This is a genomic window from Micromonospora sp. NPDC051300 (genome assembly GCF_044455315.1).
Classification (GTDB): Bacteria; Actinomycetota; Actinomycetes; order Mycobacteriales; family Micromonosporaceae; genus Micromonospora; species Micromonospora robiginosa.
The window spans coordinates 89,852-115,134 of sequence record NZ_JBITEP010000007.1; the positions used below are offsets into that span (position 1 = coordinate 89,852).

21 protein-coding genes and 1 tRNA gene are annotated in these 25,283 nt (G+C 73.1%); 12 read left to right on the forward strand and 10 right to left on the reverse strand.

What is annotated here, in order from left to right:
• Window positions 1-16 precede the first annotated feature (16 nt).
• The 3 genes from ACIA5A_RS10275 to ACIA5A_RS10285 form a co-directional block, all read right to left on the reverse strand.
• The gene (locus ACIA5A_RS10275) at window positions 17-1,030 is read right to left on the reverse strand and encodes a Gfo/Idh/MocA family protein (RefSeq protein WP_396759042.1); all 1,014 of its coding nucleotides are present in this window, start codon (window positions 1,028-1,030) and stop codon (window positions 17-19) included.
• A gap of 47 nt (window positions 1,031-1,077) precedes the next feature.
• The gene (locus ACIA5A_RS10280; RefSeq protein ID WP_396759044.1) at window positions 1,078-2,187 is read right to left on the reverse strand and encodes a DegT/DnrJ/EryC1/StrS family aminotransferase; all 1,110 of its coding nucleotides are present in this window, start codon (window positions 2,185-2,187) and stop codon (window positions 1,078-1,080) included.
• 150 nt (window positions 2,188-2,337) lie between these two features.
• Window positions 2,338-2,970, reverse strand: coding sequence for a TetR/AcrR family transcriptional regulator (locus tag ACIA5A_RS10285; RefSeq protein ID WP_396759047.1), 633 nt, complete (start codon window positions 2,968-2,970; stop codon window positions 2,338-2,340).
• A 154-nt stretch (window positions 2,971-3,124) separates the two neighbouring features.
• Here ACIA5A_RS10285 and ACIA5A_RS10290 point away from each other — a divergent pair, with 154 nt between their 5' ends.
• The 4 genes from ACIA5A_RS10290 (at window position 3,125) to ACIA5A_RS10305 (ending at window position 8,122) form a co-directional block, all read left to right on the forward strand.
• On the forward strand, window positions 3,125-4,027 hold the full coding sequence (locus ACIA5A_RS10290; protein ID WP_396759050.1) for an ABC transporter permease: 903 nt from the start codon (window positions 3,125-3,127) through the stop codon (window positions 4,025-4,027).
• Window positions 4,020-4,820 (forward strand): ABC transporter ATP-binding protein, encoded by an 801-nt coding sequence (locus ACIA5A_RS10295; RefSeq protein ID WP_396759053.1) that lies wholly within the window; start codon window positions 4,020-4,022, stop codon window positions 4,818-4,820. The genes ACIA5A_RS10290 and ACIA5A_RS10295 overlap by 8 nt, the downstream gene beginning before the upstream one ends.
• A 102-nt stretch (window positions 4,821-4,922) precedes the next feature.
• Window positions 4,923-6,431, forward strand: a complete 1,509-nt coding sequence (locus ACIA5A_RS10300; RefSeq protein WP_396759056.1) for a D-ribitol-5-phosphate cytidylyltransferase — start codon at window positions 4,923-4,925, stop codon at window positions 6,429-6,431.
• A 17-nt stretch (window positions 6,432-6,448) separates the two neighbouring features.
• Complete coding sequence (locus tag ACIA5A_RS10305; protein WP_396759059.1) at window positions 6,449-8,122, forward strand: CDP-glycerol glycerophosphotransferase family protein; 1,674 nt, start codon at window positions 6,449-6,451, stop codon at window positions 8,120-8,122.
• On the opposite strand, the gene ACIA5A_RS10310 is transcribed toward ACIA5A_RS10305, so the two are convergent.
• Window positions 8,119-9,081 carry an alpha/beta fold hydrolase gene (locus tag ACIA5A_RS10310; RefSeq protein WP_396759062.1) on the reverse strand — a complete coding sequence of 321 codons (963 nt, stop codon included), beginning with the start codon at window positions 9,079-9,081 and terminating at the stop codon, window positions 8,119-8,121. The two genes, ACIA5A_RS10305 and ACIA5A_RS10310, sit on opposite strands and share 4 nt — an antisense overlap.
• 881 nt (window positions 9,082-9,962) lie before the next feature.
• Between ACIA5A_RS10310 and ACIA5A_RS10315 the strand changes: the two genes are divergently transcribed.
• Entirely contained in the window at window positions 9,963-10,559 is a 597-nt protein-coding gene (locus ACIA5A_RS10315; protein WP_396759065.1) for a hypothetical protein, read from the forward strand.
• A 54-nt stretch (window positions 10,560-10,613) separates the two neighbouring features.
• On the opposite strand, the gene ACIA5A_RS10320 is transcribed toward ACIA5A_RS10315, so the two are convergent.
• Complete coding sequence (locus tag ACIA5A_RS10320) at window positions 10,614-12,098, reverse strand: MFS transporter (protein ID WP_396759068.1); 1,485 nt, start codon at window positions 12,096-12,098, stop codon at window positions 10,614-10,616.
• Between the two features lie 71 nt (window positions 12,099-12,169).
• The gene (locus ACIA5A_RS10325; RefSeq protein WP_396759071.1) at window positions 12,170-12,406 is read right to left on the reverse strand and encodes a hypothetical protein; all 237 of its coding nucleotides are present in this window, start codon (window positions 12,404-12,406) and stop codon (window positions 12,170-12,172) included.
• 134 nt (window positions 12,407-12,540) lie between these two features.
• Here ACIA5A_RS10325 and ACIA5A_RS10330 point away from each other — a divergent pair, with 134 nt between their 5' ends.
• Window positions 12,541-13,677 carry a geranylgeranyl reductase family protein gene (locus ACIA5A_RS10330; RefSeq protein ID WP_396759074.1) on the forward strand — a complete coding sequence of 379 codons (1,137 nt, stop codon included), beginning with the start codon at window positions 12,541-12,543 and terminating at the stop codon, window positions 13,675-13,677.
• On the opposite strand, the gene ACIA5A_RS10335 is transcribed toward ACIA5A_RS10330, so the two are convergent.
• Window positions 13,664-14,698, reverse strand: a complete 1,035-nt coding sequence (locus tag ACIA5A_RS10335) for an NAD(P)-dependent alcohol dehydrogenase (protein ID WP_396759077.1) — start codon at window positions 14,696-14,698, stop codon at window positions 13,664-13,666. The genes ACIA5A_RS10330 and ACIA5A_RS10335 overlap by 14 nt on opposite strands.
• A 97-nt stretch (window positions 14,699-14,795) precedes the next feature.
• Between ACIA5A_RS10335 and ACIA5A_RS10340 the strand changes: the two genes are divergently transcribed.
• Window positions 14,796-14,981 carry a hypothetical protein gene (locus tag ACIA5A_RS10340; protein ID WP_396759080.1) on the forward strand — a complete coding sequence of 62 codons (186 nt, stop codon included), beginning with the start codon at window positions 14,796-14,798 and terminating at the stop codon, window positions 14,979-14,981.
• Window positions 14,982-15,029: 48 nt separating this feature from the next.
• Here ACIA5A_RS10340 and ACIA5A_RS10345 read toward each other — a convergent pair whose 3' ends face one another.
• The 3 genes from ACIA5A_RS10345 to ACIA5A_RS10355 all read right to left on the reverse strand — a co-directional run bounded on the left by ACIA5A_RS10345 (window position 15,030) and on the right by ACIA5A_RS10355 (window position 17,983).
• Complete coding sequence (locus ACIA5A_RS10345) at window positions 15,030-16,820, reverse strand: bifunctional metallophosphatase/5'-nucleotidase (protein ID WP_396759082.1); 1,791 nt, start codon at window positions 16,818-16,820, stop codon at window positions 15,030-15,032.
• Window positions 16,821-17,009: 189 nt separating this feature from the next.
• Window positions 17,010-17,660 carry a nucleotidyl transferase AbiEii/AbiGii toxin family protein gene (locus ACIA5A_RS10350; RefSeq protein ID WP_396759085.1) on the reverse strand — a complete coding sequence of 217 codons (651 nt, stop codon included), beginning with the start codon at window positions 17,658-17,660 and terminating at the stop codon, window positions 17,010-17,012.
• Window positions 17,657-17,983 (reverse strand): hypothetical protein, encoded by a 327-nt coding sequence (locus tag ACIA5A_RS10355; RefSeq protein ID WP_181568485.1) that lies wholly within the window; start codon window positions 17,981-17,983, stop codon window positions 17,657-17,659. Before ACIA5A_RS10355 ends, ACIA5A_RS10350 begins: the two co-directional genes overlap by 4 nt.
• Window positions 17,984-18,314: 331 nt before the next feature.
• On the opposite strand from ACIA5A_RS10355, the gene fdh reads away from it, so the two are divergent.
• The 5 genes from fdh to selA all read left to right on the forward strand — a co-directional run bounded on the left by fdh (window position 18,315) and on the right by selA (window position 25,282).
• Window positions 18,315-21,641 carry a formate dehydrogenase gene (gene fdh / locus ACIA5A_RS10360; RefSeq protein WP_396759088.1) on the forward strand — a complete coding sequence of 1,109 codons (3,327 nt, stop codon included), beginning with the start codon at window positions 18,315-18,317 and terminating at the stop codon, window positions 21,639-21,641.
• Window positions 21,634-22,680, forward strand: coding sequence for a 4Fe-4S dicluster domain-containing protein (locus ACIA5A_RS10365; protein ID WP_396759090.1), 1,047 nt, complete (start codon window positions 21,634-21,636; stop codon window positions 22,678-22,680). The genes fdh and ACIA5A_RS10365 overlap by 8 nt, the downstream gene beginning before the upstream one ends.
• Window positions 22,677-23,828: an NrfD/PsrC family molybdoenzyme membrane anchor subunit gene (gene nrfD / locus ACIA5A_RS10370; RefSeq protein ID WP_396759093.1), complete on the forward strand. Its 1,152-nt coding sequence runs from the start codon at window positions 22,677-22,679 to the stop codon at window positions 23,826-23,828. The genes ACIA5A_RS10365 and nrfD overlap by 4 nt, the downstream gene beginning before the upstream one ends.
• Before the next feature lie 45 nt (window positions 23,829-23,873).
• A tRNA-Sec gene (locus ACIA5A_RS10375) sits at window positions 23,874-23,969 on the forward strand.
• Window positions 23,970-23,989: 20 nt separating this feature from the next.
• The gene (gene selA, locus ACIA5A_RS10380; RefSeq protein WP_396759096.1) at window positions 23,990-25,282 is read left to right on the forward strand and encodes an L-seryl-tRNA(Sec) selenium transferase; all 1,293 of its coding nucleotides are present in this window, start codon (window positions 23,990-23,992) and stop codon (window positions 25,280-25,282) included.
• Window position 25,283 lies beyond the last annotated feature (1 nt).

The window sequence follows — 25,283 nt, forward strand, 5'->3', positions numbered from 1 at the left end:
CCGGCCGGCGGACGGATCAGACGGCGGCGTCGGCCGCGCTGACGACCACCGTGCGCCCGTCGGCGGCGGACTCCAGCACACCGGCGGCGACCTGCACGGTACGCAGACCCTGGCGCAGCGTCACGATGTCGCTCTGCTTGCCGTCCACCGCGTCACGGAACCGCTCGTGCTCGACCAGCAGCGGCTCCCGCTTCGGGATGGCGAAGCGCACCATGTCACCCTCGGCCACACCGCGGAACGCGCGCAGCGCCTCCCACTCGGTGTCGATGGCGGCGTTGGCATAGAAGGTGAGGTCGGCGGTGAGCGTGTCGGCGACGAAGCAGCCCTTGTCGCCGGTGACCACCGTGGACCGCTCCTTGAGCGGGCTCAGCCAGTTGACCAGGTGGTTGACCATCGTGCCGTCGGAGAGCTGGCCGACGACGGCCACCATGTCCTCGTGCAGCCGGCCGCTGCGGGAGACCGTGCGGGCGGAGACCGAGGTGTATTCCCGGCCGGTCACCCAGGCGGTCAGGTCGATGTCGTGGGTGGCCAGGTCCATCACCACGCCGACGTCGGCGATCCGGTGCGGGAACGGGCCCTGGCGGCGGGTGACGACCTGGAAGACCTCGCCCAGCTCACCGGCCTCCAGCCGGGTACGCAGGCTCTGCAGCGCCGGGTTGTAGCGCTCGATGTGGCCGACGCCGGCCACCAGGCCGGCCGCCTCGAACGCCTCGACGAGCGTGGTGGCGGCCTCGACGGACTGCGCGAGCGGCTTCTCGATCAGCGCGCAGACACCGTTGGCGGCCAGTTCCAGGCCGATCCGCTCGTGCAGCGCGGTCGGGCAGGCCACCACCGCGTAGTCGATGCCCAGGGCCAGCAGGTCACTCAGCTCGGGCACGACCGGCGCGCGCAGCGTGCCGGTCGTGTCGCCGGCCGGGTCGACCACGCCGACCAGCTCGACACCGTCCAGGTTCGACAGCACGCGTGCGTGGTTGCGCCCCATCGCGCCGAGGCCGATGAGGCCCGCGCGCAGCTTGCGTCCCGCGCTCACGGCGCTCTCCTTCGTTCGCGGCTGCGGGGTTCGCAGAACCGGCTGACTCACTTGGCACCTCCGGCCAGGTTCGCGCCCTCGGCGATCCGCTCCAGCTCGGCCTGGGTCAGCGACGGGTGCACCGGCAGCGACACGACCTCGGCGGCGGCCCGGTCGGTCTCCGGCAGGTCCCAGGGGCCCGGCGTGCCGTCCTGCGTGAGGTAGGGCTTCAGCTTGTGGATCGGGGTCGGGTAGTAGACCGCGTTGCCGATGCCCAGCTCGGTGAGGCGGGCCTGGGCGGCGTCCCGGTTGCCCCGCACGCGCACCGTGTACTGGTGGTAGACGTGCTTCGCGCCGTCGGCGACCGGCGGGGTGACCATGCCGGTGATGGCGGAGTCGAGGAACTTGGCGTTGGCGCGGCGCTGCTCGGTCCAGTCGGCGAGCTGGGTGAGCTGCACCCGGCCGATCGCGGCGGCCACGTCGGTCATCCGCATGTTGGCGCCGACGATCTCGTTGGCGTACCGCTGCTCCATGCCCTGGTTGCGCAGCAGCCGCAGGGTGCGGGCGAGCCCGGCGTCGGCGGTGGTGATCATGCCGCCCTCGAGCGAGTGCATGTTCTTGGTCGGGTAGAAGCTGAAGCAGCCGGCGGTGCCGAAGGCGCCGACCGGGGTGCCGTTCAGCTCGGCGCCGTGCGCCTGGGCGGCGTCCTCGACGACGGCCAGGCCGTGCCGCTGCGCGATCTCCATGATCCGGTCCATCGCGGCGGGGTGGCCGTAGAGGTGGACCGGCATGATGCCGACGGTCTTCGGCGTGATCGCGGCGGCGACCGCCTCCGGGTCGACGCAGAAGCTGCCCGGCTCGATGTCCACGAAGACCGGCTCGGCGCCGACCAGCCGGACCGCGTTGCCGCTGGCGGCGAACGAGAACGACGGGACGATGACCTCGTCACCGGGGCCGAAGCCGAGCGCCATCAGGGTGAGCTGGAGCGCCGAGGTGCCGGAGTTGACGGCGATGCAGTGCCGCCCGGCGACCAGGTCGCCGAACTCCTCCTCGAACGCCGCGACCTCCGGGCCCTGCACGACCCGGCCGCTCCGCAGCACCCGGACAGCCGCCTCGATCTCGGCCTCGCCGATGATCGGTCGTGCTGGGGGAATGAACTCTGGATGCGGCCCGACCATGGGGCTTCCTCCTGTCGACGCGTGATGCACGGGGGACGTTTGGGGATGGTAGCGGTTTGTGACGAAAACGCGGCGGTCGCGGTGATTGTCCGACCGGTTGTGACCTGTTGTTCATGATCGACGGCGGCCCGCCGGGGGCGGGCCCGGGGCTCAGACTTCCACCTCGTCGCGAACCGGCTCCACGGATGCTACCCGCAGGGCCGCGACGATCGCGGCGGCCATCCTGGGCACCTCCGCGGTCTTCAGCGGGGCTCGGGCGATGGCCATCCGCCAGTAGACCGGCCCGACGATCAGATCGACCGCGACGCGCCGGTCGGTGTGCGGCGAAAGTTCACCCCGCTCCACGGCGCGGGTGATCAGGATCCGGCTGACGGCCTGCTGGTAGTCGTCCAGGGCGGCCTGGAGCTTCTCCCCGATCTGCGGGTTACGGGCCGCCTCGGCCAGCAGGTCCGGAATGATCTGCGCGGCGAGTCGGTGACGCAGCGCACGCGCCATCACGTGCAGCAGGATCTCCACGTCCCCGAGCAGGCTCCCGGTGTCCAGCAGGGGCAGGTTGCGCCCGGCCACCGCGGAGACCATGTCCAGGACCAGATCGAGTTTGGAACGCCATCGACGGTAGATGGCGGTCTTGCTGACTCCGGCCCGCCTGGCGACCGCCTCGATCGACAGGCGTCCGTAGCCGACGTCGGCCAACTCCTGCAGCACGGCGGCGCGGATGGCGCTGGTGATCTCTCCCCGCAGCACCGCCGCACCGGCCGGGGCACGCCTCTTCTCGGTCGTCACGTGGAACAATGTAGCGCAACGACGGTACGGTTGCGTCCCGACGTTCGGTGGACTACCTTTCACCCAGCAGCGAGGCGGCTCCTCCCCGCCCGGCCACGCTGGATGTCTTCACCGCACTGCTCCCCATCGGCACGAAAGATCGGAGCGCCTCACCATGGCCAACACCGCGGTGGCCGACCCCGAATCCGGACTGACCCGGGCCCAACTGGCCGGGCGGTACGGGCTGCGGGTCGCCGGCGAACGACCGCCCCTGGGCGAGTACGCCCGCCGGCTCTGGGCGTACCGGCACTTCATGACCGCCTACTCGCGGGCGAAGGTCGCCTCCTCGCTCAGCAACACCCAGCTCGGCCAGCTCTGGCAGGTGTTGACACCGCTCACCAACGCGGCGGTCTACTTCCTGATCTTCGGCGTGATCCTGTCCCAGAACCGGAACGTGTCGAACTTCATCGCCTACCTCTGCACCGGCGTGTTCATCTTCATGTTCACCCAGACCGCGGTGTCCAACGGCACCAGCGCCATCACCGCCAACCTGGGCCTGATCCGGGCACTCCAGTTCCCGCGCGCGGCGCTGCCGATCACGGTCACCCTGGTGCAGCTCCAGCAGCTCCTGATGTCGATGGTGGTGCTGGCCGCCATCGTGCTGTTCACCGGCGAACCGGTCACCTGGCGCTGGGTGCTGCTCGCCCCGACGCTGCTGCTCCAGACCATCTTCAACATCGGGCTGACCATGATCATGGCGCGGATCGGCTCCAAGGTCGCCGACCTCAAGCAGATCATGCCGTTCGTCATGCGCACCTGGATGTACGCCTCCGGTGTGCTCTACCCGGTGGCGCTCTTCCGCCAGCACCTGCCGCACTGGGCGGCGAACATCCTGGAGTGGAACCCGCCGCTGGTCTTCATCGAGCTGGCCCGCTACGCGCTGCTCGACTCGCACCAGGCGAACCTGGTGAGCCGCCCGCCGCAGCTCTGGGCGCTCGCCCTGTTCTGGGCCGTCGTGATGGGCATCGGCGGATTCGTCTACTTCTGGCGCGGAGAGAAGGAGTACGGCCGTGGCTGAGCAGACCCTGCCGCTGAACGCCGGCCCGGTGGTCGACTCGGGTCGCGTCCCCACCGTCGTGGTGGACGACGTGCACGTCATCTACCGGATCCACAAGGGTGCCAGCGGCGGCACCACCCCGGTCTCCGCGCTCAAGCGGATCGTCTCCCGCACCAAGGCGCCGAACATCCGCGAGGTGCACGCCGTCAAGGGGGTGAGCTTCACCGCGTACGAGGGTGAGGCCATCGGCCTGATCGGCAGCAACGGCTCCGGCAAGTCGACCCTGTTGCGGGCCATCGCCGGCCTGCTCCCGCCGGCCCGGGGCGCGGTCTACACCCAGGGGCAGCCGTCCCTGCTCGGCGTGAACGCCGCGCTGCTCAACGACCTCTCCGGCGAGCGGAACGTGGTGCTCGGCTGCCTGGCCATGGGCATGACGCCGGAGGAGGTCAAGCGCATCGCCCCGGAGATCATCGAGTTCTCCGGGATCAACGAGCGCGGCGACTTCGCCTCGCTGCCGATGCGCACCTACTCGTCCGGCATGGGCGCCCGGCTGCGCTTCGCCATCTCGTCGGCGAAGAAGCACGACGTGCTGCTCATCGACGAGGCGCTGGCCACCGGCGACCGGAAGTTCCGGGTCCGCAGCGAACAGCGGGTCCGGGAGCTGCGCGACAGCGCCGGCACCGTGTTCCTGGTCAGCCACTCGATCGGCTCGATCCGGGACACCTGCGAGCGGACCATCTGGCTGGAGAGCGGCGTCCTGCGGATGGACGGTCCCACCCAGGAGGTCTGCGACGCCTACGAGAACCAGAAGTAGCCGGCCGGAGCGCACCGACCCGGGATCCGTCCGGGCGGTGCGCTCCGCCGTACGCGTTAAGGTTTCCGGACCCATCCCCTTCACCCAGAGTGAGGTACGGCAATGACGCAGGACCACACCACCGCACCGGACGCCGCGCCGGCGAACCCGGCACCCTGGCGGCCCACGCGTACGGTGGCCGTGATCCTCGCCGGAGGCACCGGGACCCGACTGGGCCTGGGCATCCCGAAGCAACTGCTGAAGATCGCCGGCAAGCCGATCATCGAGCACACGCTGGCCGTCTTCGAGGCCGCGCCGGAGATCGACGAGATCATCGTGCTGATGGCCACCGGCCACGTGCCGGACGCCGAGCGGATCGTCGCCGGCGCCGGCTTCCGCAAGGTCACCAAGGTGATCGAGGGCGGCGAGACGCGCAACGACACCACCCGCATCGCGCTCGACGCGGTCGGCGACGGCGACGTCAACATCCTCTTCCACGACGCGGTCCGCCCGCTGGTCAGCGCGCGGATCGTGCGCGAGTGCGTGAACGCGCTCTGGAGCTACTCGGCGGTCGACGTGGCCATCCCGTCGGCCGACACGATCGTCCAGGTCGACGCGGACGACTGCATCACCGACATCCCGGTCCGGTCCCGGCTGCGCCGCGGCCAGACCCCGCAGGCGTTCCGCTCCGGCACCATCCGGGAGGCCTACCGGCGGGCCGAGGGCGACAGCGACTTCGCCGCCACCGACGACTGCGGCGTGGTGCTGCGCTACCTGCCCGGCACGCCGATCAAGGTGATCGACGGCTCGGACGAGAACATCAAGGTCACCCACCCGGTCGACGTGCACCTGGCCGACAAGCTGTTCCAGCTCGCCGCCGCCCAGGCGCCCCGGCTGACCCACCGCGGCTACGCCGAGGAGCTGACCGGGCGGACCATCGTGGTGTTCGGCGGCAGCTACGGCATCGGCCACGACCTCACCGAGCTGGCCCGCCGCTACGGCGCCCAGGTCTTCCCGTTCAGCCGCTCCACCACCGGCACGCACGTGGAGCGCGCCGAGGACGTGGCCGCCGCGCTGAAGACCGCGTTCGAGGCGACCGGCCGGATCGACCACGTGGTGGTCACCGCCGGGATCCTGGAGAAGGGCGCGCTCGCCGAGATGGACGACGAGACGATGGACCGGCTCCTGCACGTCAACTTCGTCGGCCCGGTCACCATCGCCCGTCAGTCGCTGCCCTACCTCCAGCAGACCAAGGGCCAACTGCTGCTCTACACGTCCAGCTCCTACACCCGGGGCCGGGCGCGCTACGCGCTCTACTCGGCCACCAAGGCCGCGCTGGTCAACCTGACCCAGGCGCTCGCCGACGAGTGGGCGGAGTTCGGCGTACGGGTCAACTGCGTCAACCCGGAGCGCACCGCCACCCCGATGCGCACCAAGGCGTTCGGCGAGGAGCCGGAGCACACGCTGCTCGCCTCCGAGGCGGTCGCCCAGGCCTCCCTGGACGTGCTCATCTCCGAGCTGACCGGTCAGGTGGTCGACGTCCGCCGCGCGCCCGGGGAGCCGGTGGCCGCGGTGCCCGCCCAGCCCGGCGCGGACGCCTCGGAACAGCTTCCCGCCGACGTCAACGCCTGATCGACGGGACGAGCCAGATGCGTGGTGACCTGGTCCGGAAGCTGATCGCCCGGGTGCTGGCGAGCGGGCTGGCGGTGTCGGCCTTCCTCGTCGTGGCGCTGACCGGCGCCACCGCCGCCGGCCTCGCCGTGGCGGTCGCCGCGCTGGCCGCCACCGCGTGGGAACGCCGGGTCCGGCCCAACGCCGACGGCCTCGTCGAGACGGTGCTGGTGGCCGCCGGGATCCTGGTCGGCTACGCCCGCCGCGCCGACGACGGCTTCGACCCGGCGCTGGCCGCCACCGCGCTGGTCCTGCTCGGTCTGGTGCTTCTGGTGGGCCCGCTGCGCCAGGCCGGCGCGCTGGAGATCCGGGCGGCCAACCTGCCGGTCCGGTCCTGGGCACCGCCGGTCGCCGCCCGACTCGGCGACGCCGTGCTGGTGCTGCTCGCCCTGGTGGCGCTCGCCGCCGCGCTGGCGCTGCCGGCCTGGTTGCCGCTGGTCGCCACGCTGCTCGTCGGCGCCGGCTGCGCCGCGGTCGCGTTCGACCTGGCCCGACGCCGGTTCCGCCCACCGGCCGGCGGCGGGCCGATCGGCCGCGCGCTGCGCCGGCACCAGCCGGAGTTCGTGCTGCACTTCTCCGCCCCGCCCGGCTCGGAGTACCAGGTCACGATGTGGCTGCCCTACCTGGAGCGGATCGGCCGGCCGTTCCTGGTGGTGCTGCGCGAGCCGGAGTTCCTGTCCACGGTGGCCGCCGCGACCCGCGCGCCGGTGGTCCTCTGCCCGACGTTGACGGCCCTGGACGAGGCCCTGGTGCCCACCCTGCGGGCCGCCTTCTACGTCAACCACGGCGCGAAGAACGCCCACGTGATCCGGTTCAACCAGCTCACCCACGTGCAGTTGCACCACGGCGACAGCGACAAGGCGCCCAGCGCCAACCCGGTGTCCGCCATCTTCGACAAGATCTTCGTGGCCGGACCGGCGGCGATCGACCGCTACGCGCGGGCCGGCGTGGAGATCCCCGCCGACAAGTTCGTCGTGGTCGGTCGGCCCCAGGTCGAGGCCATCGAGGTACGCCGGGAGCCGGCGCCCGCGTCGGCGCACCCGACCGTGCTCTACACGCCGACCTGGACCGGGCACCACGCCGACGCCAACTACTGCTCGTTGCCGGTGGCCGAGACGTTGATCCGCCGACTGGTCGACCGGGAAGCGGTGGTGATCCTGCGCGCCCACCCCTACACCGACCGCAACCCGGCGTCGGCCCGGCAGCTCGCCCAACTCACCGACCTGCTCGCCGCCGACCGGGCGAAAACCGGCCGGCGACACCTGTGGGGCGCCGCGGCGGCCCGGGACCTGACGCTCACCGAGTGCGTCAACCGCGCCGACGCGCTGGTCTCCGACGTCTCCGGCGTCATCTCCGACTGGCTCTACTCCGGCAAGCCGTACGCGGTCACCGACACCGGCGCGGACGGGCCGCACTTCGTCGAGCGGTTCCCGCTCGCGGCCAGCGGCTACGTGCTGCGCCGGGACATGTCCAACGTGGACGAGGTGCTCACCGCGCTGCTCGACACCGACCCGAAGGTCGCCCAGCGGTGGGCGGCGCGCAGCCGATACCTGGGCGACTTCCCCGCCGACAGCTACGCCGAGGCGTTCCTCACCGCGGCCCGCCGGGAGCTGGAACCGGACCTCGCCGTCCCGACGCCGCGCGCGCCCTAGAGGTACGCGTCGAGCAGCGCGAGCACCGCGGCCGGGTCCTCGACGTGCGCGTTGTGGCCCAACCCGGGCAGGGTGGCCACCGGCACGCCCAACTCCTTGAGCTGCGCGTCGGTCACCATCGGATCCCGCTCGCCCCGGGCCAGCAGCACCGGCACGTCGACGGCGGACAGCAGGGCCGGCAATCGGGGCGCCCCCACCGCGAACGCGGCCGGATCCATGGCCAGCCGCCACCGACCGTCCCCCCGCTGGTCCCCCGTCGTGGCTGTGTCCGTGGCGAGTGACCAACGACCGTCACCCCGCCGGTCGCCCGCCGTGGCCGGCGGCCGGCGACCGCCTCCGCGCTGGTTGCCCGTCGAGGCCGGTGGCCGGCGGCTGTCCGCACGTCGGTCGACCGTCGTCGTGGGCGGCCGGTGGTCGTCTCCGGGCTGGTCGCCACCCCGTCGGCCGGGGCCGTTCTCCCGGCGCAGCCCGGCGTCGACCACCGGGTGGTCCGGGGCGAACAGCCCGGCGAGCCCGGAGACCCGCAGATAGCGCCGGGCCGCCTCGTCCCGGGTCGTGAACCAGGTCACCGGTCGGGCGGCCAACTCGGCCGCCTTCGCCAGCTCGGCCGGCGACCAGGCGACCTTGATGCCGAGCCCGACCACCGCGTCGACCGGCAGGCCCCGCTGCCGGGCGGCCAGCGCCAGCGCCACCACGCCACCGAGCGAGTGCCCGAGCAGCACCAGCCGGTCGTTCGGCCCCAGCCGGACCGGCCCGAGGCCCTCCGCCGTCCGCTGCGCCAGCGCCTCGAAGGAGTATGCGGGCAGCGGCGGTGACCAGCCGTGCCCCGCCAGGTCGGGGGCGAGCCAGCGGCCGGGCCAGTGGCGTTCCAGCAGCGGCGCCCACGGCAGCCACACCTCGCCGGTGGCACCCATCCCGTGCAGGAGCACCAGATGGCGGGTCGCCGTCGTATCGCCCATACGCCGCAGTCTGCCACCGGACGGACACGCCACGCGAGACCCGTCCCGCTCCTCCCTCCACATCGATCGTGCACTCGCGGCCCTTCGTACGGGCGCTTCCTGCCCGTTACGCCCCGGGCACCAACTCCGGGGCGTGAGACACCCATGCTGTTCCAGTCACGCCTCGGTGCGCTGGTGGGTGGAACGCGGTGGGTGTCTGCGCAGGCGTGAGACACCCATGGCGTTCCAGTCACGCCACGCTGCGCCGGTGGGTGGAACGCGGTGGGTGTCTGCGCGGGCGTGAGACCCATGGTGTTCCGGTCGTGCCTCGGTGGGTCGGTGGGTGGAACGTCATGGGTGTCTCGGAGGGCTTGAGGCACCCATGGTGTTCCGGTGACGCTTCGGTGGGCTGCCTGGTGGAACGCGGTGGGTGTCTGGGAGGGCGTGAGAGACCCATGGTGTTCCGGTCGCGCCTCGGTGCGCTGGTGGGTGGAACGTCATGGGTGTCTCCGGGGCCGGGACGCGCTCATGGCGTTCCAACGGGTGGCCGCAAACGGCGCCCGGGGGCGAACCGGTGGGCGGCCGGCCGGAGCGCGACCGGCACCCGCACCGGGCCGAGGGTGCTATCTGCCCCGCTGGGTGGGGTGTCCGGTTCGGGGGTGGTGGGTGGCACCCTGGTGGCGGAATCGTCGGCGGGGGCGGGGCGTTGTAACCCGGTGAACGACCGAGGAAGACGAACCCCCACGGCCCCGCCCCGCGAGGGAATGACGGTGCCCGCCCGGTCGTTGCACACACTCCCGGCGCCGCACCGCGAGCAGCCGGAACCCCCTGATCTTTGAGCGCCTGACGGTGCCCACACCCCGCCCCCGCGGGTGTGTTGACCCCCGAATGGAGCCCCCACCATGAACACGATCCTGCGTAAGAGCATCCTCGGCATCGCTGGTCTGGCCTTCACCGGTGGTATGTTCGCCGGCCCGATCGCCGCCCACGCCGACACCCCCGCCCACGCCGCCGGCAAGCCGGCCACGGCCACGGCCACGGCCACGGCAACGGCCACGGCCACGGCCACGGCCACGGCGAGCGTGCAGGGTGAGCAGTCGACCATCGGCCTGAACGACGAGCAGACCGCCAACGTCAAGGCGATCATCGCCGCGACGAAGAAGGCCGGACTGCCCGAGCGGGCCGCGGTCATCTCGATCGCCACCGCCCTGCAGGAGTCGAAGCTGGAAAACCTCGGCCACCTCGGCGACCGCAACGACCACGACTCGCTGGGCCTGTTCCAGCAGCGCCCCTCCTCCGGCTGGGGCACCCCCGAGCAGATCACCAACCCCGAGCACTCCACCCTCGCCTTCCTCAAGGGCCTCAAGCAGGTCGACGGCTGGCAGGACATGCCCCTCACCAAGGCCGCCCAGACCGTCCAGGTGTCCGCCTACCCGGACGCCTACGCCCAGTGGGAGAAGCAGGCCACCGACCTCGTCAACCAGCACTGGACCAAGTAAGCACACACGTCGAAGCCCGGCACCCCGCAGCGTGGGGTGCCGGGCTTCGCGGTGTTAAGCGGGGCCCCTTCCTCTACCGGAGGCGTTAACCGGGGGCCCCTCCTTACGTCGGCCGGCGAGAATGTCCACCACGGCGGCGGCCAGCGCCAGCACGATGATCCCGGCGGCCAGCAGCAGCGAGTGCCGGAACGCCACCGACCAGTCGCCCCGGTGGTCGGCGAGCGTGGAGAAGAACAACGCGCCCACCGCCGCGATGCCGGCGGCCGAGCCGATCCGCTGTCCGGTCTGGAGCATGCCGGCACCGCTGCCGGCCATCGGCACCGGCACCTCGGAGAGCGTGAGCGTCTGGTTGGGCGCGATCACCAGGCCGCTGCCCAGACCGGCGACGAGCAGCGGCAACGCGGTCCGCAGCGGCACGTTGTCGTGCGGGCCGCCGGTCAACACCAGGTCCGTGGCGACCAGGCCGACCACCACGGCGAGCAGTCCGATCGCGACCAGCGGCCGGCCGTACCGGGTGACCACCCGACCGCCGAGCGCGGAGGCCAGCGCCGAGCCGAGCGCGAACGGGGTGATCGCCAGGCCGGCCACCAGCGCGCTGTAGCCCAGGCCGATCTGCAGGTAGAGGGTGAAGATGAAGAAGATCGCGGTGAAGCCTGCGAAGTAGACCAGCCCGATCAGCGAACCGAGGGTGTACGAGCGCAGCCCGATCAGCCGCAGGTCGAACAGGGGTGTGGCGTGCCGGGCGAAGCGGCGCTCCCAGAGCGCGAAGCCGGCCAGCAGCACCAGGCCGAGCGGGATCAGCAGCCACTTGGCCGGGCCCTGCCACTGCTCGCGCTGCACCAGCGGCAGCAGGACGACGGTGACGCCGGCGCCGAGCAGCAGCACGCCCACCGGGTCGAGCCGGTGCCGGCCCGGCCGGCCCTCCGGCTGGGCCGGCATCAGCCGCCAACCGAGGACCATCGCCACGATGCCCACCGGGATGTTCACGAAGAACACCCACCGCCAGCCGTGCTCGGCGCCGCCGAGCTGGATGAGCAGGCCGCCCAGCAGCGGCCCGACCGCGGTGGAGATGCCGATGGTGGCACCGAGCAGCCCGAACGCGCGACCCCGGTCGGCGCCCCGGAACAACTGCTGGATCATGCCGCTGACCTGCGGGTTGACCACGCCGGCGGCGGCGCCCTGGACGAGCCGGGCCACGATCAGCCAGGTCGCCGAGGTGGCCAGTCCGGCCAGCGCGCTGGTCAGCGTGAACAGGCCCACCCCGACCACGAACGCGGTGCGCCGCCCGCGCGCGTCGCCGAACCGCCCGGCCGGCACCAGCACCAGGCCGAACGTCAGGGCGTACCCGGACAGCACCCACTGCAGGTCGCTGGGGCTGGCGTGCAGCGCCCGGTCGATCGACGGGACGGCGACGTTGACGATGCTGACGTCCAGCAGCGTCATGAACGCCGCGACCAAGCCGACGCCGAGCGCCCGCCAGCGACGCCGGTCGTCGGTGCCGGTGTCCGCCACCGGCGACGCCGACCGGTCCCCGCTCATCGTGCTCCCCACTGACCGTCGATCACGCATCCCCGATCGCTACCCGGCCCCCGGTGGGGCAAACGACGCGATCAGGTCGTCTGGCGCGCGCACCAGCGGGGCCCGAAGTCCAGGCCCGACATCGGTGAGTCCTCCCGGTGCAGCAGTCCGCGTTGGGTGAGCGAGTGCAGCGGCTCGTGCACCTCCTCCTCGGTCAACCCGGTCTCCTCGGCGATCAGGTCGGGGTAGGGCACGTGTCCGCGCACCTCCAGCGCGGTCACCGCCTGGTAGACCCGCTCCTCGATCGCGTTCAGCTGGACCTGAGGCATCGTTCCTCCTCGGCATGAGCCGCCTGCCTCGCGGACAGCGGCAACCGGCGCTTACCCGGGCGGCCGGCGATGATGCCCACCCGTTCGGGGGTCGTACCGGGCGGTCCGCTCCGGCGGTGCCCTAGGCTGCACCCGTGATCATCTGGGACCTCGTCGTGGTCGGTGGCGGGCCCGCCGGACTCTCCGCCGCGCACGCGGCGGCCCGGGCCGGCGTGCGGACGCTTGTGGTCGAGCGGGCCACCCATCCCCGGTACAAGACCTGCGGCGGCGGCCTGATCGGCGTCTCCCTGGCCGAGGTCGACGGCCGGGTGGAGGTGCCCGCGCACGACCGCGTCGACCGGGTCACGTTCACCCGCGACGGGCGGCGCGCGTTCACCCGCCGCCACGCCGCGCCGCTGGTCACCATGATCCGCCGGGAGGAGTTCGACGACCGGCTGCGTGCCGCAGCGGTCGCCGCCGGCGCCGAGGTCCGCGAGGGCGTCGCGGTGCGCGCCGTCGAGCAGGACCCCGACGGGGTACGCCTGCGGCTGGCCGACGGCGAGGTGGTGCGCGCCCGGACCGTGGTCGGCGCGGACGGGTCCTCCGGCGTGACCGCCCGCCACGTCGGGGTGCGCTTCCGCCAGGTCGACCTGGGGCTGGAACTGGAGCTGCCGGTGCCCGACGTCGAGCGGGAACGGTGGCGCGGGCGCGTGCTGCTCGACTGGGGACCGATGCCCGGCTCGTACGCCTGGGTGTTCCCGAAGGGCGACCGGCTCACCGTCGGTGTCATCTCCGCCCGGGGCGACGGCGAGCGGACCCGGGCCTACCTGCGGGACTTCGTCGCCCGGCTGGGCCTGGCCGGGATCGACCCGGAGTACGACTCGGGGCACCTCACCCGCTGTCGCGCCGACGACGCGCCGCTGCGCCACGGCCGGGTGCTGGTCGCCGGCGACGCGGCCGGGCTGCTGGAGCCGTGGAGCCGGGAGGGGATCAGCTTCGCGCTGCGCTCCGGGCGCCTCGCCGGCGAGGCGGTCGCCGGTGGTGACCTCGACGCGTACGAGCGGGAGGTCGGGCGGCGGCTCGTGCCGGAGATGCGCGCCGGGCACCGGCTGCTGGACGTGTTCGAGCGACGGCCCGACGTGTTCCACACGCTGCTCGCCAGCCCGCCGGGCTGGCGGATGTTCGTCCGGTTCTGTCAGGGCCGGGTCACCTTCGCCGACGTGCTCGACCGGCGGCCGGTGCGGGCCGGGCTCGCCCTGCTCGACCGGCTGCCCCCGGTCAGGGGACGATGACCGCCCGCCCGTGGATGTCCCCCCGGCGCAACGCCTCGTACGCCGAGGGCGCCTCGGCCAGCGGGAACGTCTGCACGTCGGCGTGCAGCCGGCCGTCGCGGCCCAGCGCGATCACCTCCTGGAGTTCCGCCCGGGTGCCCCAGAACGGCACCACCACGCTCGTCTCCAGCGGCACCGGGGGCGGCTCGTCGGCGACCGGCCGGACCGGCAGCGTGCCGCCGGCCAGGCCGACCAGCAGCACCTGACCCCCGGTGGCGACGACCTGCCGGGCGGTGTCCAGGGTGGGTTGCGCGCCGACGAAGTCGAGCACCACGTCCGCGCCGTCCGGCGGCGGGCCGACCAACTCGCGGATCTTCTCCACGGCGTCCGGGCCGGCCGGCACCACGTGGTGCGCGCCCAGGCGGGCGGCCAGGTCCAGCGCCGCGACGCTGGTGTCCACCGCGACGATCCGCACCGCGGTGGTGGCGACCAGGATCTGCAGCGCCATGTGCCCCAGCCCGCCGATGCCGATCACCACGCAGGTGGTGCCGGGTCGCAGCCGGGGCCGGGCCAGCTCCACCGCGTGGTACGGGGTCAACCCGGCGTCGGTCAGCGGGGCGGCCTGGGCCAGGTCCATGTCACCCACGTGCAGCAGTCGGGACGCCGGGACCACCACGTAGTCGGCGAGCCCGCCGTCGCGGCTGAGCCCGACGCCGCCGAGCGGGACGACCCGGCACCGGTTCTCCTCCCCGCGGAGGCAGGCCCGGCACCGGCCGCAGCCGATGATCCCGTAGACCGCCGCCCGGTCCCCGGGCGACCAGCCGTCCACGCCGGGGCCGGGGGCGTCCACCGTGCCGGCGATCTCGTGGCCGAGCGTCATCGGGGTGGGGAACGTTCCCGCCGCCGCATCGAGGATGTGCAGGTCCGAGTGGCAGGCGCCGACCGCGCCGACGCGCAGCAGCACGTCGCCGGGGCCGGGCTGCGGTGTCGGCACCTCGGTCGGCTCCAGCACCCCGGGAGCGGTCATCCGTACCGCGCGCATGTCGCCCTCCACCTCGTCGCCGGCGGCAGTCGAGGCGGCATACCCGTGCCGTCCCGGTTGATACCGGCGCGGGTGCGGCGGGCGCACAATGTGGGGCATGAGCGAGCGGGTCGAGTCGTTCACCGACGACGAGTACGCGTTCCTGCGGCATGTCCGCTTCGGCGAGCTGCCGCCACGGGTGAGCCCCGAGGAACGGTCGGAGTCCACCGAGACGGACACCCGCCCGGACCGGCCGGACCCACTGGGTGGCGAGTCCGAACGGCATCTGAGAGCCGGCGGCTGACGCGACGAGGGGCCCCGGCGCGACGCCGGGGCCCCTCGTCGGAACGCCTCAGAAGACCGGTACGCCCTCGCGGACCAGCTTCCAGTTGGGCACGAAGAAGTCGGCCGGGTCGATGACGCCCTTGGCCTGCGCCCAGTCGATGAGCAGCTGGCGGATCTCCTGCTGCGCGTTGTAGACCTGGGTCTTCACGATGCCGGGGAAGTTGCCGCCGCCGCTGCGCCGGTAGTTGTTCACCGCCACCACGAACTGCGCGTCCGCCGCCACCGGGGTGTCGGTGCCGGCCAGTACCAGGCGGGTGATGCGCTGCCCGACCGGCTTGGAGATGTCGATGTCGTAGTCGACGCCGGAGAACACGTCGTAGTTGTAGTCCGGCACGGCCGGGTCGCTGATCGTCTCCGGGTTCACCGGCGCGCCCACCGGCACGGTGACGAAGTACTTCGCCGAGTACTCCAGGTACGCCTTCACCTCGGCGCCGGTCAGCACGACCGCCTCCAGGGTGTTGTCGTACACGTAGAGGCCGGCCACGTCGCGGATCCGCACGTCGCCCTGCGGGAAGACGGCGGTGCGGCTGAACGGCGCGGCGATCGACAGCACCGGCAGGCCCGCGTACGCGCCGCCGGCCAGCGCCGCGGTGACCACCTCGGTCTGGACGTGGTTGATGAAGTCCAGGATCGGGGTGTCCTTGTAGCGCGACTCGGCGGCGGACAGCTCCACGCTCGACTGCGCGACGACCTTGTTGACGTAGTCGACGGTCTTGGTGTGCTGGCCCCGCACGGCCGCGAGCACCGCCGGGTCCTCGACCACGGTGTTCGTGTTCAGCGTGGTGGCCGACGAGTCGACGACCTTCCAGCAGCCCTTCTCCCGGGTCAGTGTGAAGTCCATCCGGGTCAGCCGCTGGCCCCACTTCGACGGCTCGGAGGTGAGCACCGCCTTGCCGGTCTTCAGGTTGGTGACGAACTTCTCCGGCACCTCGTTGTGGGCGTGACCGAAGAGGATCGCGTCGATGCCGGGCACCTGCTCGGCGATCAGCGCGGTCGGGTTCTCGTTCGGCAGCTCCGGGCCGTAGCTGGAGGTGCCGCTGTCGCCGCCGTGTGCGGAGATGATGACCACGTCGGCGCCGCGCCGGCGCATCACCGGCACCCACTTGGCGGCGGTGGCGACCATGTCGGCGAAGACCAGGCGGCCCTCGACGTTCGCCTTGTCCCAGATGGCCACGCCCGGGTTGGTCAGGCCGAGGATGCCCACGCGCAGCTTCGGCGCGCCGTGCCCGCCGAGCCGGACCTCCTTGATCACGTACGGGAGGAAGGCCGGCTTGCCGGTCTTCTCGTTGATCGCGTTCGCGGCGAGCGCCGGGAAGCCGAGCTGCTTGATCCAGGTGGCCAGCAGCGGCAGGCCGTAGTTGAACTCGTGGTTGCCGAGGGTGACGGCGTCGTACTTCAACACGTTCATCGCGTTGGCCATCGGGTGCGTCTCACCGGTGCTGGTGATCGGCTCCTGCTTGGCGTAGTAGGTGGCCAGCGGCGTGCCCTGGATGGTGTCGCCGGCGTCCAGGACCAGGGTCGCCCTGCCCGTGCGCTCGGCCCGGATCTGGTTGACCAGGGTGGCCAGCTTGGCGACGCCGACGTCGTTGTGCTTGCTGTCGTCGAACTCGGCGTCCTTGTAGTAGTCCCAGTTGTAGACGTTGCCGTGGGTGTCCGACGTGCCGAGGACGGTGAGATCCCAGGTCTTCGGCTGCTTCGGCTTCGCCTCGGCGGGCGCGCCGGCGAGCAGGGGAGCGGTCGCCGCGGCGGCGGCGACGGCCAGCACCTGACGCCGCGAGGCGCCGGAGGAGGAGGTCAATGCGGTGCCTTTCGGAGGGGGGTCCGCGCCTCGTGGGCGCCGTTGCGCACCATAACCACCAGATGTCACGGGCGCCACACCGGCCCGAGAAGTTCGCCCCGTCGTCACCGGCTGCTGTTTTCCGCCCACCGGTCGGGGTAGGGGCCCAGTCATGACGAAGTGACACCTCCCGCCGGACGGCCGCCCGGGTCAGCGGGGCCAGACGGCCATCCGGCGGCGCACCTCGGCGATCCGCGCCGCGTCCAGGCCGTAGCGGGTGAACCGGCGGTCCGGCAGGCCGTCGAGGTAACGCCCGGCGGCGCGCACGTCGGCGTCGTCGAGCGCCGGGTCCACCTGGCGGGCCAGCTCCAGCAGCTCGTCCACCGCGTACCTGTCGAGCGCGGCGGAGACGTCGATGTAGTCGCGTACCTCCCGCCGGTTGACGAGCGCGGCGGTCTTGTTGGCGATCAGGTCCCGCACGTCCATCACCGGGCCGAAGTCCATCACCACCGGGCTGCGGTGCCGGTCCAGGCGGGCCAGGCTGAGGCGGATCTCGCGACCGTCCCGGCCCACCACGAAGTCCCGCAGGTCGCGGTCGAAGCCGTCGAACACCTCGCCGAGCCCGCCGGGGTCGGACTCGTCCACCCGGTAGCCGGCCCGGCGCAGCGCGTCCCGCACGTCGTCGGCCGCCGCCGCGGCGGCGCCCTCCACGTCGGCGAACAGGTCGACGTCCTCGGTGGGGCGGGTGACCAGGCCGTGCGCCGCCCAGGCCACCCCGCCGCCGAGCACGAAGCGGTGCGGGCCGGCGGCGGCCAGCGCCACCCGGGCCACCTCCCGGTAGAAGTCGTGCGGGTGCGTCACGCGGCGCGCAGGCTCCGGTGCCGGCCCTCCCAGGCCAGGCGCACGCCCCGGGGCAGGTTGAGCAGCGGCCACACCCGGCGCAGCGTGCCCGCGTGGATCAGCTCCCGCAGGTCGTCCACCCGGCTGGTCTCGCGCAGCACGTTCTCGTACATCCAGAGCAGTTCGTCCGGGTCGGCCAGGTCGAACGCGCGTTCGCTGCTCCACATCAGGCGCACCGGCAGCTCGACGATGCCGGCGGTGGGGCCGGTCAGCTCGGCCAGGGTGCGCGCGACCACCGCGGGGCGCCCGGGCCGGGCGAGGTACGCGCTGGCGGTGGCCGACATGGCATCAGGGTAACCCCTGCCCGGCGTCCAGGTCTGCACGGTGGGTGACCGGGGTCACGACGCCCGGCGGAAGAACCCGCCTCCCGGTACCGTTGTGCAGAGCGTCGGTGTGACCAGTGTCCCCGGGCCTCACCTAAATTGCCTTCGCGGAATACCGTTCGGCTGGAGCCGCGTCGCGCCACTCGCCGAGAGGCGACCTGCACACCGACGCCCAGCGCCGCCCCGGCCGTTCCGGTCGGGGCGGCGCTGTTTCGCGCTCGACTCGCGGGCGTCGTTCGGCTGGCCTAGTGTGCAAAGGGTCAGCCGATCTTCGCGTGGAGGGGGTGCCCGGGTGGGTCTGAAGACGTTCATCCAGGGGTGGCCGGTCTACCGGCAGCTCACCGGCACCGACCCGCTGGGCCGTGGCGCGGCCGCCCGGTCGGCGCGCTCGGCCGAGCTGACCTCCCGCACCGAGACCGCCGACGGCGTGGCCCGCTCGGTCTGCCCCTACTGCGCGGTCGGCTGCGGGCAACGCGTCTTCCACAAGGACGGGCAGGTCACCCAGATCGAGGGCGACCCGGACAGCCCGATCTCCCGCGGCCGGCTCTGTCCGAAGGGCTCGGCCAGCAAGAGCCTGGTGACCAGCCCGCTGCGCCAGACCAAGGTCCGCTACCGCCGGCCGTACGCGACCGAGTGGGAGGACCTGGACCTCGACGTCGCGCTCGACATGATCGCCGACCGGATCCTCGCCGCCCGCGACGAGACCTGGGAGGACGTCGACGACGAGGGCCGACCGCTCAACCGGACGCTCGGCATCTCCAGCCTCGGTGGCGCGACGCTGGACAACGAGGAGAACTACCTCATCAAGAAGCTGTTCACGGCGATGGGGGCGCTCCAGATCGAGAACCAGGCCCGGATTTGACACTCCGCCACCGTCCCCGGTCTGGGGACCAGCTTCGGTCGCGGCGGCGCGACGGACTTCCAGCAGGACCTCGCCAACGCTGACGTCATCGTCATCCAGGGCTCGAACATGGCCGAGGCCCACCCGGTGGGCTTCCAGTGGGTGATGGAGGCGAAGAAGCGCGGCGCGAAGGTCTTCCACGTCGACCCGCGGTTCACCCGCACCAGCGCGCTCGCCGACACCTACCTGCCGATCCGGGCGGGCACGGACATCGCGCTGCTCGGCGGCGTGGTGCGCTACATCCTGGACAACGAGCTGGACTTCCGGGAGTACGTGCTGGCGTACACCAACGCGGCCACGATCGTCAGCGAGACGTTCGCCGACACCGAGGACCTGGACGGCCTCTTCTCCGGATACAACCCGGAGACCGGCTCCTACGACCACGCCTCCTGGCAGTACGAGGGCCAGGAGGGCAACACCACGATCCGGGGCACCGGCAAGGAACGGGACTCGGCCTCCGGGCTGGAGCACGAGTCGCACGGCGAGCCGGTGCCGGCGCAGACCCGGCGGGACGAGACGTTGCGGCACCCGCGCTGCGTCTACCAGATCCTCAAGCGGCACTTCTCCCGCTACACCCCGGAGATGGTGGCCCGGGTCTGCGGCATTCCGGAGGAGAAGTTCCTGGAGCTGGCCCGCGCCTGGACGGAGAACTCCGGCCGGGAGCGCACCGGCGCGCTCGTCTACTCGGTCGGCTGGACGCAGCACAGCGTCGGCGTGCAGTACATCCGCACCGGCTCGATCATCCAGACGCTGCTGGGCAACATGGGCCGCCCCGGAGGAGGCATCCTGGCGCTGCGCGGGCACGCCAGCATCCAGGGCTCCACCGACATCCCGACGCTGTTCAACCTGCTGCCCGGCTACCTGCCGATGCCGCACCACGCCGACCACCCGACGTTCGACAAGTGGGTGGACAGCATCCGCCACCCCGGCCAGAAGGGCTTCTGGGGCAACTCGGGGGCGTTCGCGGCGAGCCTGCTCAAGGCGTACTGGGGTGACGCGGCGACGCCGGAGAACGACTTCTGCTACGGCTACCTGCCTCGGATGACCGGCGACCACGGGACCTACCAGCAGGTCCTGAACATGATCGACGGCCACATGAAGGGCTACTTCCTGCTCGGGCAGAACCCGGCCGTCGGCTCGGCGCACGGCCGGGCCCAGCGCCTGGGCATGGCCAACCTGGACTGGCTGGTGGTGCGCGACCTGTTCCTGATCGAGAGCGCCACGTTCTGGAAGAACAGCCCGGAGATCGCCACCGGGGAGATCGTGCCGGAGGAGTGCCGCACCGAGGTGTTCTTCCTGCCGGCCGCGTCGCACGTGGAGAAGGAGGGCACCTTCACCCAGACCCAGCGGATGCTGCAGTGGCGGGAGAAGGCGGTCAACCCGCCCGGCGACGCCCGCTCCGAGCTGTGGTTCTTCTACCACCTGGGTCGGGTGCTGCGGGAGAAGCTGGCCGCCTCCACCAAACCCCGCGACCGGGCGCTGCTGGACCTGGCCTGGGACTACCCGACGCACGGCGCGCACGCCGAGCCGAGCGCCGAGGCGGTGCTCAAGGAGATCAACGGCTTCGAGGTGGCCACCGGCCGCCCCCTGAACGCGTTCGCCGAGGCGAAGGACGACGGTTCCACCGCGATCGGCTGCTGGATCTACACCGGCGTCTACGCCGACGGGGTCAACCAGGCGGCCCGCCGCAAGTCGCGGCACGAGCAGGACTGGGTGGCCGCCGAGTGGGGCTGGGCCTGGCCGGCGAACCGGCGCACGCTCTACAACCGTGCCTCCGCCGACCCGGAGGGCCGGCCGTGGAGCGAGCGCAAGAAGTACGTCTGGTGGGACCCGGACGCCGGTGAGTGGACCGGCTACGACGTGCCGGACTTCGAGAAGACGAAACCGCCGTCGTACCGGCCGCCGGAGGACGCCTCCGGGCCGGCGGCGCTGGCCGGCGACGACCCGTTCGTCATGCAGGGCGACGGCAAGGCCTGGCTGTACGCGCCCAGCGGCGTGCTCGACGGCCCACTGCCGACGCACTACGAGCCGGCCGAGTCGCCGATGCGCAACCCGCTCTACGGGCAGCAGGCCAACCCGACCCGCAAGGTCTACGAGCATCCGATCAACCGGATCAACCCGAGCCCGCCGGAGCCGCACAGCGAGGTCTTCCCGTACGTGTTCACGGTCAGCCGGCTCACCGAGCACCACACGGCCGGCGGGATGAGCCGTACCGTGCCCCGGCTGGCCGAGCTGCAACCGGAGATGTTCGTCGAGGTGTCCCCGGAACTGGCCGCCGAGGCCGGGCTGGCGCACCTCGGCTGGGCGCACCTGGTCAGCGGGCGGGCGGTGATCGAGGCCCGGGTGCTGGTCACCGACCGGCTCACCCCGCTGCGGGTGGACGGCCGGGTCATCCACCAGCTCTGGCTGCCCTACCACTTCGGCAGCGAGGGCCTGGTCACCGGCGACTCGGCGAACGACCTGTTCGGCATCACCCTGGACCCGAACGTGCTGATCCAGGAGAGCAAGGTCGGCACCTGTGACGTCCGGCCCGGCCGCCGGCCGACCGGGCCGGCCCTGCTCGACCTCGTCGGCGACTACCAGCGCCGCGCCGGGATGCCGCCGGACCGGCGGGTGCCGATCGTGACCACCGACGTGCTGGGCGGGGAGAACGCGGTTGGTAGCACCGACGAGCAGACGCCCGAGGCCGCGGCGCGCGACGGAGAAGACGATGCCTGACGCCAACAGCCTGTACGGACCGCTCGACCCGGCCCCCGACGCCGGCTGGGAGGCCGCCCCGCCCCGGATGGGCTTCTTCACCGACACCAGCGTCTGCATCGGCTGCAAGGCGTGCGAGGTGGCCTGCAAGGAGTGGAACGGCGTCCCGGACTCCGGGTTCGACCTGCTCGGCATGTCCTACGACAACACCGGCGCGCTGACCGCGAACTCGTGGCGGCACGTCGCGTTCGTCGAGCAGCCCCGCCCGGCGGGACACCGGACGCCGCCGTTCGCCGGTGACCCGACCGGCGCGGCGACCAGCAGCCCGACGTCGGCGGCGGCCGGCGCGGCCACCGCCCCCGACACCGGCACCGACCCGGGTCTGCCGCCGGGGCGGGGCGAGGCGGCGGCCCGGATGGCGGCCGGGCCGGAGTTCCTCGGCATGCCCGGCGCGCAGCCGCCCGGCCGGGGGACCGGCGCGGAGAGCCGTACCGACTTCCGCTGGCTGATGATGTCCGACGTCTGCAAGCACTGCACGCACGCCGCCTGCCTGGACGTCTGCCCGACCGGTTCGCTGTTCCGCACCGAGTTCGGCACGGTCGTGGTGCAGGAGGACATCTGCAACGGCTGCGGCTACTGCATCTCCGCCTGCCCGTACGGCGTGATCGACCAGCGCAAGGACGACGGCCGGGCATGGAAGTGCACGCTCTGCTACGACCGGCTGGGCGCCGGCATGACGCCGGCCTGCGCGCAGGCCTGCCCGACCGAGTCGATCCAGTACGGCCCGCTCGACGAGCTGCGGGACCGCGCCGCCCAGCGGGTGGCCACGCTGCACGAGCGGGGCGTGCCGGAGGCCCGGCTCTACGGCCACGACCCGACCGACGGCGTCGGTGGTGACGGCGCGTTCTTCCTGCTGCTGGACCAGCCGGAGGTGTACGGGCTGCCGCCGGACCCGGTGGTCACCACCCGGGACCTGCCGAAGATGTGGAAGCGGGCCGGCCTGGCCGCGTTGGCCATGGCGGCGGCCACCGTCGCCGCGTTCGTCGGAGGATCGTCGTGAACCCGGACCGTCCGGTGGGTGCCCTGTTCCGTCGCTTCCGGGACCGGCTCGCCGCCGACGGCGTACCGGCCGAGAGCGGCAGCCGGGCCACAGGTGTCGGCCCCGGCCGCGCCGACACCGCCGCCCGCGAGGCCGGGCTGGCCCCGCACCCGCCCCGCGACACCGCGCCCACCACCGGCCGCCGCCGCCGCGGCGGCAAGGGCGGCGGTGAGCAACTGAACGTCCCCCCGGCGGAGTTCACCTCCTACTACGGCCGGCCGGTGCTCAAGCCGCCGGTGTGGAAGTGGGACATCGCCGCCTACCTGTTCACCGGCGGGCTCGCCGCCGGCTCCTCGTTGCTGGCCGCCGGCGGGCAGCTCACCGGGCGGCCGGCACTGCGCCGCGCCGGCCGGGTCACCTCCCTGGCGGCGGTGAGCGCCAGCGCCTACTTCCTGATCAACGACCTGGGCCGGCCGAGCCGCTTCCACCACATGCTGCGGGTGGCGAAGGTGACCTCGCCGATGTCCGTCGGCACCTGGATCCTCAGCGCGTTCGGCCCGGCCGCCGGCCTGGCCGCGGTCGCCGAGATCGCGCCCCGGTTGCCCGAGCGCGGCGTGCTCGGGCTGGGCCGGCGGCTGCTGCCCCCGGCCGGGCACGCCGCCGGGCTGGCCGCCGCCGTCACCGCGCCGGCGCTGGCCACGTACACCGGGGTGCTGCTGGCCGACACGGCGGTGCCGTCGTGGCACGAGGCGTACCCGGAACTGCCGGTGATCTTCGCGGGCAGCGCGCTGGCCAGCGGCGCCGGCGTCGGGCTGGTGGCCGCGCCGCCCGGCGAGGCCGGGCCGGCGCGACGGCTCGCGGTCGCCGGCGCGGCGCTGGAGCTGTGGGGCGCGCACCGGGTGGAGAACCGGCTCGGCCTGCTCAGCGAGCCCTACGCCGACGGCACCCCCGGGAAGCTGCTGCGCGCCGGCCGGGCGCTCACCGCCGCCGGGGTGGTCGGCGCGTGGCTGGGCCGCCGCAACCGGCTGGTCTCCGCGGCGTCCGGCGGCGCGTTGGTCGCCGCCTCGGTCTGCACCCGCTTCGGCATCTTCCACGGCGGCGTCGCCTCGGCGCGCGACCCCAGATACACCGTCGTCCCGCAGCGCGAACGCGCCGACCGGCGGGCCTGACACCTCGCCGGGCGGTCACCGGGCCGCTGTGGTTGACTGCCGGGTGGAGGCGTTCAGGCGGCTGGTGCCCCTCCCGGTCTTCAAAACCGGTGTGGTCCGGGACCCGGGCCAGGCGGGTTCGATTCCCGTCCGTCTCCGCCAAACCGTCCGGGGGAGCGTCGATGCGCGAGGTGGACCCGCGGCGGCGGGTGCCGCGAACCGACGCGCTGCTCGCCGACCCGGCGCTGGCGGCCGCCGCCGGCACGCTCGGCCGCGACCGGGTGAAGGCCGCGATCGTGGCCGCCCAACGCCGCGCCCGCGCGGGCGAGATAACCCCCGAAGCGGTACGCGACGCGGCGCTCGCCGCGCTGGCCGGGCGCACGCCCCGGCCGGTGCTCAACGCCACCGGCGTCGTGCTGCACACCAACCTCGGCCGGGCCCCGCTCGCGCCGGCCGCGGTGGACGCGCTCGTCGCCGCCGCAGGGCACACCGACGTGGAACTCGACCTGGCCACCGGCCGGCGGGCCCGGCGCGGCCGGGAGGCCCTCGACGCGCTCGCCACCGCCGTGTCCGACGCGGCCGCCGTGCACGTGGTCAACAACGGCGCCGCCGCGCTGGTGCTGGCCGCCACCGCGCTCGCCGCCGGCCGGGAGATCGTGGTCAGCCGGGGCGAGCTGGTCGAGATCGGCGACGGTTTCCGCCTACCCGACCTGCTGGCCAGCACCGGCGCCCGGCTGCGCGAGGTGGGCACCACCAACCGCACCACCCGGGCCGACTACGCCGCCGCGATCGGCCCGGACACCGGCTTCCTGCTCAAGGTGCACCCGTCGAACTTCGTGGTCACCGGCTTCACCTCGGCCGTGCCGGTCGACGAACTGGCCACGCTCGGCGTGCCGGTGGTCGCCGACATCGGCTCCGGCCTGCTCGCGCCGGACCCGCTGCTGCCCGACGAGCCGGACGCGGCGAGCACACTGCGTTCCGGGGCGCACCTGGTCACCGCGAGCGGCGACAAGCTGCTCGGCGGGCCGCAGGCCGGCCTGCTGCTCGGCGACGCCGTGCTGGTCGAGCGGCTGCGCCGGCACCCGCTCGCGCGGGCGCTGCGGGTCGACAAGCTCACCCTCGCCGCGCTCGCCGCCACGTTGCACGCGCCGGCCACCCCGACCGGCGACGCGCTGCACGCCGACCCGGCCCGGCTGCGCGAGCGCACCGAACGGCTGCGCGACAGGCTCGGCGTCGACGGCTGCAAGGCCGAGGTGGTGCCGGCGGCGGCCGTCGTCGGGGGCGGCGGCGCGCCCGGCGTGGAGCTGGACTCGTGGGCGTTGAGCCTGCCCGAGCGCTGGGCCGCGCCGCTGCGCACCGGCGACCCGGCCGTCCTCGGCCGGGTGCTGCACGGTCGGCTCCTGCTGGACCTGCGCGCCGTGCCGGAGACCGACGACGACCGCGTACGCGCGGCGATCCTGCGCGTGGCGGGCTGAT

Excerpts from the sequence above, each read along its gene's own strand:
- ACIA5A_RS10280 (WP_396759044.1), bottom strand. The coding sequence starts at position 2,187 with ATGGTCGGGCCGCATCCAGAGTTCATTCCCCCAGCACGACCGATCATC.
- ACIA5A_RS10290 (WP_396759050.1), top strand. The coding sequence starts at position 3,125 with ATGGCCAACACCGCGGTGGCCGACCCCGAATCCGGACTGACCCGGGCC.
- ACIA5A_RS10300 (WP_396759056.1), top strand. The coding sequence starts at position 4,923 with ATGACGCAGGACCACACCACCGCACCGGACGCCGCGCCGGCGAACCCG.
- ACIA5A_RS10305 (WP_396759059.1), top strand. The coding sequence starts at position 6,449 with ATGCGTGGTGACCTGGTCCGGAAGCTGATCGCCCGGGTGCTGGCGAGC.
- ACIA5A_RS10310 (WP_396759062.1), bottom strand. The coding sequence starts at position 9,081 with ATGGGCGATACGACGGCGACCCGCCATCTGGTGCTCCTGCACGGGATG.
- ACIA5A_RS10315 (WP_396759065.1), top strand. The coding sequence starts at position 9,963 with ATGAACACGATCCTGCGTAAGAGCATCCTCGGCATCGCTGGTCTGGCC.
- ACIA5A_RS10320 (WP_396759068.1), bottom strand. The coding sequence starts at position 12,098 with ATGAGCGGGGACCGGTCGGCGTCGCCGGTGGCGGACACCGGCACCGAC.
- ACIA5A_RS10325 (WP_396759071.1), bottom strand. The coding sequence starts at position 12,406 with ATGCCTCAGGTCCAGCTGAACGCGATCGAGGAGCGGGTCTACCAGGCG.
- ACIA5A_RS10335 (WP_396759077.1), bottom strand. The coding sequence starts at position 14,698 with ATGCGCGCGGTACGGATGACCGCTCCCGGGGTGCTGGAGCCGACCGAG.
- ACIA5A_RS10340 (WP_396759080.1), top strand. The coding sequence starts at position 14,796 with ATGAGCGAGCGGGTCGAGTCGTTCACCGACGACGAGTACGCGTTCCTG.
- ACIA5A_RS10355 (WP_181568485.1), bottom strand. The coding sequence starts at position 17,983 with ATGTCGGCCACCGCCAGCGCGTACCTCGCCCGGCCCGGGCGCCCCGCG.
- ACIA5A_RS10365 (WP_396759090.1), top strand. The coding sequence starts at position 21,634 with ATGCCTGACGCCAACAGCCTGTACGGACCGCTCGACCCGGCCCCCGAC.
- selA (WP_396759096.1), top strand. The coding sequence starts at position 23,990 with ATGCGCGAGGTGGACCCGCGGCGGCGGGTGCCGCGAACCGACGCGCTG.